This is a genomic window from Alteromonas sp. DY56-G5 (assembly GCF_041414725.1).
Taxonomy (GTDB): domain Bacteria; phylum Pseudomonadota; class Gammaproteobacteria; order Enterobacterales; family Alteromonadaceae; genus Alteromonas; species Alteromonas macleodii.
On sequence record NZ_JANHZQ010000074.1, the window covers coordinates 1 to 11,365 of the forward strand.

At 41.0% G+C, this 11,365-nt stretch carries 15 protein-coding genes; all 15 read left to right on the forward strand.

The annotated features are described in order from the left end of the window. Positions 1 to 190 (forward strand): hypothetical protein (locus NO989_RS20820; protein ID WP_371343138.1); only part of this gene is annotated, 190 nt, incomplete at its 5' end. An 888-nt stretch (positions 191 to 1,078) separates the two neighbouring features. Further along, positions 1,079 to 1,462 carry a CopL family metal-binding regulatory protein gene (locus tag NO989_RS20825; protein WP_371343139.1) on the forward strand — a complete coding sequence of 128 codons (384 nt, stop codon included), beginning with the start codon at positions 1,079 to 1,081 and terminating at the stop codon, positions 1,460 to 1,462. Between the two features lie 104 nt (positions 1,463 to 1,566). After that, the gene (locus NO989_RS20830; protein WP_014978038.1) at positions 1,567 to 2,058 is read left to right on the forward strand and encodes a DUF411 domain-containing protein; all 492 of its coding nucleotides are present in this window, start codon (positions 1,567 to 1,569) and stop codon (positions 2,056 to 2,058) included. Between the two features lie 91 nt (positions 2,059 to 2,149). After that, the gene (locus NO989_RS20835) at positions 2,150 to 2,503 is read left to right on the forward strand and encodes a copper resistance CopC family protein (protein ID WP_012516900.1); all 354 of its coding nucleotides are present in this window, start codon (positions 2,150 to 2,152) and stop codon (positions 2,501 to 2,503) included. Positions 2,504 to 2,524: 21 nt separating this feature from the next. Beyond that, positions 2,525 to 3,412: a copper resistance D family protein gene (locus NO989_RS20840; RefSeq protein WP_203565510.1), complete on the forward strand. Its 888-nt coding sequence runs from the start codon at positions 2,525 to 2,527 to the stop codon at positions 3,410 to 3,412. A 20-nt stretch (positions 3,413 to 3,432) separates the two neighbouring features. Continuing rightward, the gene (locus NO989_RS20845) at positions 3,433 to 3,903 is read left to right on the forward strand and encodes a nuclear transport factor 2 family protein (protein WP_012516902.1); all 471 of its coding nucleotides are present in this window, start codon (positions 3,433 to 3,435) and stop codon (positions 3,901 to 3,903) included. 27 nt (positions 3,904 to 3,930) lie between these two features. Then, the gene (locus NO989_RS20850) at positions 3,931 to 4,401 is read left to right on the forward strand and encodes a DUF4440 domain-containing protein (protein WP_015066037.1); all 471 of its coding nucleotides are present in this window, start codon (positions 3,931 to 3,933) and stop codon (positions 4,399 to 4,401) included. A gap of 258 nt (positions 4,402 to 4,659) precedes the next feature. Further along, the gene (locus NO989_RS20855; RefSeq protein WP_015066038.1) at positions 4,660 to 5,496 is read left to right on the forward strand and encodes a formyltransferase family protein; all 837 of its coding nucleotides are present in this window, start codon (positions 4,660 to 4,662) and stop codon (positions 5,494 to 5,496) included. A gap of 794 nt (positions 5,497 to 6,290) precedes the next feature. After that, positions 6,291 to 6,725 (forward strand): MerR family DNA-binding protein, encoded by a 435-nt coding sequence (locus tag NO989_RS20860; protein ID WP_012516906.1) that lies wholly within the window; start codon positions 6,291 to 6,293, stop codon positions 6,723 to 6,725. Between the two features lie 75 nt (positions 6,726 to 6,800). Then, entirely contained in the window at positions 6,801 to 9,044 is a 2,244-nt protein-coding gene (locus tag NO989_RS20865) for a heavy metal translocating P-type ATPase (RefSeq protein ID WP_012516907.1), read from the forward strand. An 11-nt stretch (positions 9,045 to 9,055) separates the two neighbouring features. Continuing rightward, the gene (locus NO989_RS20870) at positions 9,056 to 9,409 is read left to right on the forward strand and encodes a cupredoxin domain-containing protein (RefSeq protein WP_371343140.1); all 354 of its coding nucleotides are present in this window, start codon (positions 9,056 to 9,058) and stop codon (positions 9,407 to 9,409) included. Positions 9,410 to 9,417: 8 nt separating this feature from the next. Further along, complete coding sequence (locus tag NO989_RS20875) at positions 9,418 to 9,756, forward strand: DUF2933 domain-containing protein (protein WP_012516909.1); 339 nt, start codon at positions 9,418 to 9,420, stop codon at positions 9,754 to 9,756. Further along, positions 9,749 to 10,414 (forward strand): isoprenylcysteine carboxylmethyltransferase family protein, encoded by a 666-nt coding sequence (locus NO989_RS20880; RefSeq protein WP_012516910.1) that lies wholly within the window; start codon positions 9,749 to 9,751, stop codon positions 10,412 to 10,414. The genes NO989_RS20875 and NO989_RS20880 overlap by 8 nt, the downstream gene beginning before the upstream one ends. Beyond that, positions 10,398 to 10,808, forward strand: coding sequence for a hypothetical protein (locus NO989_RS20885; protein WP_012516911.1), 411 nt, complete (start codon positions 10,398 to 10,400; stop codon positions 10,806 to 10,808). Before NO989_RS20880 ends, NO989_RS20885 begins: the two co-directional genes overlap by 17 nt. A gap of 17 nt (positions 10,809 to 10,825) precedes the next feature. Beyond that, positions 10,826 to 11,197, forward strand: coding sequence for a hypothetical protein (locus tag NO989_RS20890; protein ID WP_012516912.1), 372 nt, complete (start codon positions 10,826 to 10,828; stop codon positions 11,195 to 11,197). Positions 11,198 to 11,365: the final 168 nt, after the last annotated feature.

Here is an 11,365-nt window from a genome sequence, read left to right on the forward strand (position 1 = left end):
CCACCTCCGCAGCCATTTATTGGTGTGGTCTACAGAGGATTATGTCTTTTTAGAGGGGAAAATCCCTAGAACCCCAATTTGGTATGTGGTGGAGATCAAAAAAGTTTTCGGCCACCTGTTCCTTGTCACGGATAATTGCTGCTGGAACAAGTCAATGCTTCCATTCAACTCATTGGGCGTACAACGATAAAATGACTTTACGATTTTTTTGCAGAGTTCTACCAAGAAACTGTTGAAAAACACTTGCTGACAATAGGTTATCTTAATATAGATTAACGTTACCTGTCTCAATCAATGTTCCGAGATCGATGAAATAATTAGAACCAGCATAAAAGTGTTATTCAATTGATACTAGGGAAGATGCAAATAAGTTCCTAACGTGAGATCATGACTGCATGTTAAGTTACATTCTCTACTGCTCGTGAGCCAACAGTTAATTATTGCCAGTAGTCAGCTAAAGCAAGCGCTGATAGCCCTATAAAGAGGTTTTCCTATCACGGATAGACAACTTATTACCGTGCTCACAATTGATAGAAGTGATTGAACTTTTGTATCCTAAAGCTGATATTAATCGCCTTATTCATATGCAGAAAAATAAGTGAAGCAGAGAGTATCTATAACCGCGGGGCGAGAGTCACTTATCGACCAGCGCTTGAGTGGCGCTTAAGTTGAAATCGCTGAAGTTAGTTTGTGCCTCAACGATTTAAACAGAATATCTGATTTCTCTTTCAAGTTACCGATGAATTTATATTTATCGGGTGTGTTTATTTATATAGCTCCTCAAGCCTCCTCAATTTTTTGTATTTCTGGTTAGCCCCCGTTATAACGTTAATGGAACTGGACAAAAGGGAAGTATTGTGGCGGCTACTTAAAGCGTTCAAGTTCTACCGCAGTATCTGAATTATGGAGTTGGAGACGCGCCCAAAAATTTGCATGGTTGTAGGCTATCTTTCTCATCATGACTATTTCTTAAATTCTGCCGATGAACGGGCTATTCTAATCACAAATCAGCCTCAACTGTTTACCAATTCGCGAAAATCCATTATTCTCCATATTGGTTATGTTTAATGCTTAAGAAATGTTTAAATCCATATCAAAAGTAATATTAGTGTTTACAGTGCTATCTGCCCTCGTCGGGCAAGCGATGGCTGTAGATACTATGAGTTTTGAAATGGCTATTGACAACAAACATTACAATAGTAATTCTGAATCGAATTGCTCTACGAACATGAGCCATGGTATGAGAGTAGATTCTATAAGTTCCGAAAACGCTAGTATTAAAGATTGTTGCAACACTTCGGAATGCACATGCCCACCAGGTGGTTGTACTCATGCTCCCGTCCTTATAGCTTCCATGATGACTGTTCAACACCCAGTGGTGCCGGACGCTTCATTTGGCTTGTTCTTCCAACAGCCAGTTTCAGTAACATCCTCACTTTTTCGCCCACCGATATTTGCCTAACACGGGGTCAGTGCGTCCAAATTTAACGCACAATTTGTTTCAGTTCCTGTTTATTATCTAGGTGCTAGCGTACCTATATGTGCCAGCTTTGTCTGGAGGCAAAAATGTTAAAAAAAATCATCTATCAAGCTGCGGTATTACTGCTAATTCTACCTAGCATTGCCATGGCAAATATCCACCATGGCGCAAACGACGTCTTCGAATTATTAGTTTATAAATCACCATCGTGTGGATGTTGCAAAAAGTGGATAACCCATCTAGAAAACCAAGGGTTTCAACTACGTACAAAGGACTTTCATAACTTGAGCGACATCAAGAACGAATACGGAATTTCGCCAAATCTTCGCTCTTGCCATACCGCTGTTACAGAAAACGGCTTTGTATTTGAAGGCCATGTCCCTTCTAAGTTTATAAAACGATTCTTGTTAGAAGAACATCCAAAGGCTATCGGGTTATCTGTTCCAGCTATGCCAGTAGGTTCACCCGGAATGGAAGTAGCAGAGCAGTTTATGCCTTATACCGTTTTCATTATATATCAAGATGGGAGCTACGAACCTTACGCGAAAGTAGAAAGCTACGACAGTCAATTCGATTGAAGTCAAAGTTAAACAAATAAATGCGCACTTTTGACAATCAAAGCAATTTTAATTTTTAAAAACCGAATATTAACCAAAGATAGAGGTAATCATGAAAGCACTTGTTAAATCATTTGCAATATTTAGTGTACTGCTAAGCAGCGTGGCATTAGCACATGAGGCTATAGAAATTAAATCTAGCACACCAAGCAAAAATGCAATGTTGATGGAGGCCCCAATGGAACTATCAGTCAGCTTTACCAAGGGAGTTAGATTAATAAAAGTAGTTTTAAAAGACAGTGAAGGTGCAAAAGTTGATTTTGGCTTTGAACCTCCGAAAGAGGTTGCAACGGATTATTCTTGGACCTTACCTAAATTACGTCCAGGTTCATACAATGTTGAGTTCATCATGCTTGGCTCCGATGGGCACAAGATGAAAGATAGTTTTGGATTTATGGTGCACTAAAAAGGGGATTCAGCTGTGGAAATGTATATCTGGAACACTGTAATTGTAGTGACAAAGCTAATGTTTTATTTAGGTTTCGCGGCCACAGCTGGATATACATTTTTCTGGCGAGATATTAACGACAGTAGGACAAGTTATACAACGCCATCTTATAGCGCTGTATGGGTAAAGGTTTGTGTCTTTGTTGCGTTTATTTCTAATGCAGTGTGGTTTATCGCGAACACTGGAGCGATGGTAGAAGAGGGAATTCAAGGCGCACTTGACCCCTTTATGCTTAAGATAATGTTGAGTTCTCCTATCGGTGAAGTCACCTTGTATCGTGCGGGGGGGTTAGCCGTAGCTTTAATAACTATCTACTTATTGAAATTTAAACCTCTTAAACCTTTCCTAAGGTTAAAGTCTTGCTTACTTGTGCTGTGTCTATTCACTCTCTCGTACACATTTACTTTAACCGGCCACGTTTCTGAATTAGGAAGTATTGCTCGAATACTACTTATGGTTCACGTATTTGTTATGGCTTGGTGGTTTGGTGCATTGATTCCGTTAAAGCTCTCCTGCCATTACCAGAGCTACGAAAAGCTTTATAAATTAATGGATAGGTTTGGTACGCAGGCGGCCGTATTGGTTACCTTATTATTATCTGCAGGCATTTGGCTAGCTATTCAATTGGTAGGTAGTTTTGAAGGGTTATTTAGCTCCATATATGGGCAAACTCTTCTTGTTAAAATGTTCCTTGTAACTAGCATTCTAGCTATTGCTATACGGCACAAACTGAAATTAGTCCCAAAACTTAAAAGTGGCTCGGGAAGCGAAGCACTCTCAAAATCCATTTCATTAGAGTTAACAATAGCAGTTGCTATTTTAATCATTACTTCTGGGCTTACGAGTATTGTAGGTCCCGAAAGATAAAACTTAGAAGAGAAATTCAAATGAAAATTAAATTATTAGTCTTACTATTTATCATGCCCGTAATCATGAGTTTTGCTGCTAGTGCCCATGAAAAAGAACATCATGAGAAAGGTATGTTTAGTGGGTTAGATACGCCTGCAGCTAAAATAGTTATTGCATTCCATCACGCGCTTAATACGGGAGACAAAATCACTGCGAAGAGCCTACTGGCGGATGATGTGACTATTTATGAAGGAGGCGGAGTTGAGAGGAGCGCAGATGAATATGCTCAACATCATATGAATTCAGATATGGAATATCTATCGTCAGTGACAAATAAAGCGTTGGAGCATCAAGTCAAAGTTCTGGGCAACACAGCAATCTCCGCATCGCGGTTTCTGGTCAATGGGATGTTTAAGGGGGAAGAGAGAGACTACCAAAGTATGGAAACAATTGTCTTAATCAACACCGAAGGAGAGTGGAAAATCAAACATATTCATTGGTCAAATTGATTCGATTAACTACCCGAGAGAGCTCGTATGAAAAAATTTTTAATCATAATCATTTCGTCTTTGTTATCTTTTTTCACTTTCGCTCATGATAACAATGCAACTGATAAAGATCAGATAAAAGACATTATAAAGCAAATTGAATATGGCTGGGAGAATGGAGACGGTGCCCCCTTTAAAAAGCACTTTTTCGACTTTAAAGGCGCAAGATACTTTGAATCTGGCGGACAGAATGTAGGGTTAAGTGACTTGATAGAGCATCATGTTGAACCAGAAAAGGATGCCTTAGTTTTCTTAAGTTTAGATTTTTCTAACATTCAAACTCATGTAGAAGATGATTTTGCTTGGACACTCGTTGATACAACCGTTCAAGGAAAGGTTAGGAAGTCTGGAGAAACTTTCAACAAAACGGGGTTTCAAACCTTTCTTTTTAAAAAAGTTAACGGTGAGTGGCTGATAGTTCACACGCATTCCTCTAGTAGAAATCGTGCAAAAGACTAGCGAAATAAATGTATTGAAAGCTACTTTGGTAATATCAACGGTAGCTTTCCAGTTTGCTCAATATCAGAACCATCTCGGCTATCCTATTGTCAAAATGCCTTACACTTCATATTGGCACGAACTAAGCTTCCCGCCAGCCAATGAACCCTTGGTATTCGTTTTTGCACAGATTTTTAATCAACATCGAATCCTTAAACACTTGTCCTCCCAACCTACATTTTGTTCCACATACGCTATTCTCAAAAGGTGCAGAGAAATATGAAAATCGTTTATTTTGGAAACGACTTATTCTCGAATTGTTTGTTACTTCTAATTAAAAATAGATTGAACATTGAACGCGTTTTTATAAACGATGTTCAGGAAAATGCGAGCTTCATCAAACGAATTTGTCGTAAATACAATATTGTTTATTCCACTGAAAAACCAAGTATCGTGACTCTTAAAGGATATTTAAATGACGAACAGACAGTCTTTGTTGTAGCCGATTACGGATACAAAGTACCCACAAACGAAATAAAATATGCGATTAATATCCACCCATCTTTACTACCCAAAAGTAGAGGCCCAACCCCACTCACCTACATTATCGACAACCCTGAGAACGCGGGTGTTAGCATTCATAAACTCACTGAGAAACTTGATGCAGGTAGCATCCTAATCCAAGAGAAATTTGAGGTCGAAAACAATGAAACGATTTCATCATTGATGGTCAAGTCTCAGTTACTCGCAGAAACTCTGTTAGAAGAATTACTTAATAACTTTAATGAGCTTTATAATAACGCCACACCTCAATTGGAAAAGCTAGCGTCATTCCAAAGTCTACCTCCAGTAAAAAGAAGGTTTGTAAATTGGGATCAAAACACCGCTCAATTTAGTCATGCCCTTCGACAGTATGGGCACTTTGGGATTCTTATTTCGTTAGATAACGCGTTATATATCGCAAATGATGTCGAAGTCACAACTTTCAGTCACGATTTCACGTGCGGTAGCATAATCTTTGAGGATGCACTAATTAAAAGCATTGCTATAAATGATGGCTATGTTGTACTTTCTAAGCGTAGTTTAAGGCTATATGAATCAAGAGTACTAAACTAGTTGATTACGGCTTTAATGTTTAAAGGTCCTAAGCACTTTTTTGTGTTGTGTTGATCTACGTCAAAGTAAGAATAACGGAATACCGCTACTATTCCCTTACTCACTGATGGAGTTTATTGTGTCAGGCATTTATAAGTGGTTTAAATTAGTACTAATAGCTGCGCTGCTTTCACAGCACGGCTTTGCTATGACGAACCCAATTAAATGTGATGGTCACGACACATCAGAATCTCATATGTCCTCAAATGATTCCTTATCAAGCGTAGAACATACTACTTTAAATAATCACACACTTCATTCAGAAAAGAACCAGGATGTACAGCACTGCGAAGGAAATGATCAATCGATATGCGCGTGCTGTATAGGTGCTTACTGTGCAACTTCTTTAACCCAATTTTGTATACTTTCAAATATTGAAATTCTGATAAGTGAAAACATTAAGCAAAGCTCATTTTCAGATATAAATATTACCCCTTTAATTGGTATACACTCTCCTCCCTTCCACCCTCCGATTAAGAGCTACACATAAACTCAGTGAGGCTTTTCTCTAAGTTTTCTTTACTAATCAATTGCAATCAAAGAATGTCTTAGACGATCAACTGCTTAATTAATATACATTAAGACACTGTTTGCTATCAGTAAACGAACAGCAAGTATTATCCGCCTCACTTAAAAACGCATTACATCTTAGAACCGAAAGTTTCACGAGTTACATGCCTATTGACCTGCGTCCCACACACAGGTTTAGCCTTTAGGTATAAGTAAAATTTTAGGTTAAAGACATCGGAACAACTATGAAAGTAAGAGAGATCGCAAGCGCCTTGGCTACAACGCCAGATACTGTTCGCTATTACACGCGCTTGCAGTTAATAACGCCGGCAAAATCTGACAATGGTTATAAATTCTATTCAACGAAAGATGCTTCCAGGTTGCGGTTTATATTAAGTGCAAGGCATTTAGGTTTTTCAGTTGAAGATATCAAGCAAATTCTCAGAGAAGCAGATAATGGAAAGACCGCTTGTCCCCTAGTTAGAACCTTAATTGCAAGAAGGCTAGCAGAAACAGAAAGACAATTTAAGGCAATGTTGTTACTCAGGCAAAATATGATGCTGGCAGTAAGGAAATGGGGAGCAATGGGTGACAAAGCCCCATCCTCACACGTGGTCTGTCATTTAATAGAAGAGTTTGAACACACCGTCCTGGAGGAAAACATAAATGACAGAACTTAATGCAGGTGTTTCTTCAGAAAAATTGTTGTCCGTCAAAAAACAAGTCTTCTAAAAATAGGAAAAAAGGAGAGCACTATGAGTGCAGAAGTAACACAGCGACAATTAGTGATAGAAGGCGCCGGATGTGCCAGTTGCGTTGGAAAAATAGAAGCTGCCTTGAAGCAGACGCCGGGAGTGCAGAATGCCGAAATGAACTTTGCAGACAGAACAGTACTTGTATCGGGTACAGCGGATTCTCAATTATTGGTTCAAGCAGTAGAGTCCGTTGGTTACAACGCAAAGCCTTTCGAAGATAAGCCTGACACTGATGTAGTCGATGAAAAAGAAGCAGCGGATAGGACCTATTACAAAAAGCTGATGCGAGATACTTTCATTGCGCTTTCGCTAGGTATCCCTCTAATGACTTATAGCATTGTTGTCGACGAAATGACGGTCGAGACTAATGTCGAGAGGTTGTTGTGGCTAGCAGTTGGCCTACTGACGCTGGGTGTAATGTTCTTTTCCGGCCGGCATTTTTACATCGGTGCGTGGAAGAGCTTTAAAAATCATTCTGCCAATATGGATACACTCATTGCACTTGGTACAGGCACAGCATGGTTCTATTCGATGTTGGTAGTGTTGGTACCTGAAGCAGTGCCGTTAATGGCAAGGCACGTTTATTTTGAAGCTACAGCTATGATCATTGGTCTAATTGATCTGGGGCTTGCCTTAGAACTAAAAGCCCGCGGAAAAACCTCAGAAGCAATCAAACGTTTAATTGGATTACAAGCGAAAACAGCCACGGTTATTCGCGACAATAAAGAGGTCCAGGTCGCTATCGAGCAAGTGCTTTTTAACGATGTCATCAAAGTCAGGCCTGGAGAAAAAGTGCCTGTTGATGGTGTGGTTGTTGAAGGCCATACGTCAATCGACGAGTCAATGCTAACCGGGGAACCGATGCCAGTTGAAAAATCACATGACGATGAAGTCGTTGCTGGAACTCTCAACAAGTCAGGAATGTTTCTATTTAAAGCAACTCGAGTAGGTAAAGACACGGCACTGGCGCAAATCATTGCAATGGTTAAACGCGCACAAAATTCAAAGCCGCCTATTGGGCGCTTGGCCGACGTGATATCCGCTTACTTTGTTCCTGTGGTCATGATTATATCTGTGCTCAGTGCGCTAGCATGGCTGAACTTTGGGCCTGAGCCCGCACTGGCATTTGCCATAGTTTCGGCCACCACTGTATTGATCATTGCTTGTCCATGTGCATTGGGCCTAGCCACGCCGATGTCAGTTATGGTGGGGGTTGGAAAGGCTGCTGAAGCCGGCGTGCTAATTCGCAACGGCGAAGCGCTACAAACGGCATCAAAAATCAGTGTGATGATACTGGATAAAACCGGAACGATTACGGAAGGTACACCCAAGGTCACTGACATAATTTTAGCCAATTTCAGTGATGAAAAGACAGTGCTGCAATTGGCAGCTAGTCTGGAAAATGGTTCAGAGCACCCATTAGCAATGGCGATAGTAGAAAGTGCCCACGACCAGGGCATTGAGCTGCTGAAAACCGAAGAGTTTAATGCGATTACCGGTATGGGGGTTGAAGGCCGTTGTGAAGGAAAGGCCTTATTGTTTGGTAACAGCAAGCTTATGGCTTCAAAAGGGGTGGGCATAGGTAATTATTCAGAGAAAGCACAAACACTGGCCAAAGACGCCAAAACTCCCATGTATTTCGCTGTAGATGGACAACTTGCTGCCATCATAGCGGTTGCCGACCCGATAAAACCTGACTCTGTTTCTGCCATCAAGCGTCTTCAGGCTAATGATATCCGGGTCATCATGTTAACGGGGGACAACAAAGAAACTGCTGCTGCAGTGGCAAAGAAAGCGGCAATAAGCGAGTTTTTTGCTGAAGTATTGCCCGAAGATAAGGCCAACAAAGTACATGAATTACAGCAGCAGAGAGAAGTAGTGGGTATGACTGGTGATGGAATTAACGATGCTCCGGCTCTTGCCTTGGCTGATGTTGGCTTTGCCATTGGTACAGGAACGGACGTTGCCATTGAAAGCGCCGATATCACCCTGATGCGCGGCTCGTTGCATGGTCTGGCCGATGCTATAGCGGTTAGTAAAGCCACCTTGCGCAACATTAAGCAAAACTTGTTTGGAGCCTTTATCTACAACGTAGCAGGTATACCTTTTGCGGCGGGCGTGCTCTATCCATTTTTCGGAGTATTGCTAAGCCCAGTTATCGCCGGAGCCGCCATGGCATTTTCTTCGTTAACAGTGGTATCAAATGCGAACCGGCTTCGCCTATTCAAGGCAAAGGACCACTAAGGAGTTTTCTTATGATGATAATTAATATTGTAGGACTTACGGGTATTGCACTGATTATTTGGTGGTTTTGGTTATACAAGCCTGATCAGACAGTTACTGAAAGTAACGAAATACTCATAGAAGTAAAAAATGGCGTGTACTCACCAGCGTCTATTCAGGTAAACGCAAAACAATCTGTTACGTTGAAGTTTTTGCGCAAAGATGAGTCTCCCTGTTCCGAAGTACTGCTAATTCCTTCATTAGATATCAGTGAGCAGCTAACGCTTAATGATGTAACACCAATTCACCTCGAAAACGTCCCACAGGGCGAACATACTTTTCACTGCCAGATGCAGATGTATCGCGGTGTTCTTACGGTGGTATAGGATGAGTCATGAAAAACAGTCACCCCAGATTTTGGTCAACACCTACAGGGTGGGCAGCATTAGCGATGATCGCTGCCGTTACTTATTTTTTAATTTTCGAACATGGTCATCATGTCCTTCAGTTTCTTCCCTATTTGATTTTATTGCTGTGCCCATTCATGCATATATTCATGCACAGTAGCCACGGTAAACACGGACACGCCCACGAACATTCTCGCGACAGTGACAATAAGCAGAAAAGTTTTCAGGAATTGAGTGATAACAACGCGGCTTATCGTGATGGATACATTCAGGGGTTGGAGGAAGGCCGAAAGGAGTCACTTAAAAAGGACAACCAAGATGAATGATACATATGATTATGGCTTATGGTCAATGGTGATACTGAACTCAGCTATTTTTATCTTTTTTGCATTCAGTTTTGTAAAGCCAAAATCTTCCACCGACTGGCGAAGTTTGGGGGTATTTTCTGCGTTTATTGTAGCCCTGTTTACCGAAATGTATGGCTTCCCACTGACTATTTATTTCTTGTCAGGATGGCTTGCTGAAACCTATCCGGAAGTAAACTTTTTTGCGCACGAAAACGGACATCTGTTGCATACTTTCTTTGGTTTTAAAGGCGACGCCCACTGGGACCCATTTCATATCGCCAGTATGGTATTTATTGTTGCAGGATTCTTTATCTTGTCCTCAGCATGGAATGTGCTGCACCACGCTCAGAAGAACCATCACTTAGCTAAGACTGGATGGTATGCGCGGTGTCGCCACCCTCAATATTTAGCCTTCATACTGATCATGTTCGGTTTTTTGTTGCAATGGCCGACCATTCCCACACTGGTCATGTTTCCAGTTTTAGTTGTTGTGTATGTGAAACTGGCAAAGCGTGAAGAAGCTCTGGCTATTGCTGAATTTGGCGATGAGTATGTGAGCTATATCAACACGACACCTGGCTGGATCCCAAACCTCAACTTTAAATTAAAAGGTGAAAGCCATGAAAAAATTCACTAAATCAATCATTTTTTCAACCACATTAGTAATGGCTGCAACATCGCAAGCTCAACAAATGGAAGAGCATGAGCATAAGGGCTCAGACAAGCCAGAGATTCAAACGGGAATGCCTATGCGTGGCCAAGATATGCATATGATGAATGCAAAAATAAAGTCGATGAAGGAAGAAGTTAACGCTATCAAAGAAGAAAAGAATCCCAGCAAGCAGCGTGAAATGATGAAAAAACACATGCAATCCATGATGGGAATGATGCATATAATGCACGAAAAAATGGAAGGGCAACCCATGCAAAACCAAGTTGATATGGCAGAAAGGCATCTTAAGATGATGGAAGTAATGATGTCGAAAATGGATGGAAGCCATTCACCCGAATCTCAGAAACATTCAAATTAACACCCGAGGAGAAAGATATGAGTGATTTAGACCACAGAGTCGGTGTCAGAGAAGCAAATTTAGTCGTTCGGAATTTACGGCTCAGCAATGTCTATGAGGCAAATTGCGAGCCCCTAATTGAAGAGATTGACAAGCTCTTTGGCATTGATGAGGTGAGCTACAACATCAAAGAAGGGGCTATTCACCTGGCATATGATGCGACACATATCGATTTAGACGGTATTGAAGCGATCATTCGAAAACACGGCGCAGATCTTCACAATGACTGGTGGACACACACAAAAGAAGGTTATTACCAGTTTGTAGATCAAAATATAAAAGACAATGCGACGCACAAACCGTGGAGTTGCCACCACTTGCCGCAGGGCGCTCACAGGAAGCGTACATAACCTTAATGTGCTCTACGTTCTCACTCAACAACAATGCTGAGCGATGTCGTTACATTATGGGGTTCTAGGGATTTTCCCCTCTAAAAAGACTTAATCCTCTGTAGACCACACCAATAAATGGCTGCGGAGGTGGGTTACTACTTATAAGTGTGGCAAATTAGGTAAATA

Bases quoted from the DNA above. Each gene is read 5' to 3' on its own strand.
- NO989_RS20825 (WP_371343139.1), top strand. From the start codon at position 1,079: ATGTTTAAATCCATATCAAAAGTAATATTAGTGTTTACAGTGCTATCT.
- NO989_RS20830 (WP_014978038.1), top strand. From the start codon at position 1,567: ATGTTAAAAAAAATCATCTATCAAGCTGCGGTATTACTGCTAATTCTA.
- NO989_RS20835 (WP_012516900.1), top strand. From the start codon at position 2,150: ATGAAAGCACTTGTTAAATCATTTGCAATATTTAGTGTACTGCTAAGC.
- NO989_RS20840 (WP_203565510.1), top strand. From the start codon at position 2,525: ATGTATATCTGGAACACTGTAATTGTAGTGACAAAGCTAATGTTTTAT.
- NO989_RS20845 (WP_012516902.1), top strand. From the start codon at position 3,433: ATGAAAATTAAATTATTAGTCTTACTATTTATCATGCCCGTAATCATG.
- NO989_RS20850 (WP_015066037.1), top strand. From the start codon at position 3,931: ATGAAAAAATTTTTAATCATAATCATTTCGTCTTTGTTATCTTTTTTC.
- NO989_RS20855 (WP_015066038.1), top strand. From the start codon at position 4,660: ATGAAAATCGTTTATTTTGGAAACGACTTATTCTCGAATTGTTTGTTA.
- NO989_RS20860 (WP_012516906.1), top strand. From the start codon at position 6,291: ATGAAAGTAAGAGAGATCGCAAGCGCCTTGGCTACAACGCCAGATACT.
- NO989_RS20865 (WP_012516907.1), top strand. From the start codon at position 6,801: ATGAGTGCAGAAGTAACACAGCGACAATTAGTGATAGAAGGCGCCGGA.
- NO989_RS20870 (WP_371343140.1), top strand. From the start codon at position 9,056: ATGATGATAATTAATATTGTAGGACTTACGGGTATTGCACTGATTATT.
- NO989_RS20875 (WP_012516909.1), top strand. From the start codon at position 9,418: ATGAAAAACAGTCACCCCAGATTTTGGTCAACACCTACAGGGTGGGCA.
- NO989_RS20880 (WP_012516910.1), top strand. From the start codon at position 9,749: ATGAATGATACATATGATTATGGCTTATGGTCAATGGTGATACTGAAC.
- NO989_RS20885 (WP_012516911.1), top strand. From the start codon at position 10,398: ATGAAAAAATTCACTAAATCAATCATTTTTTCAACCACATTAGTAATG.
- NO989_RS20890 (WP_012516912.1), top strand. From the start codon at position 10,826: ATGAGTGATTTAGACCACAGAGTCGGTGTCAGAGAAGCAAATTTAGTC.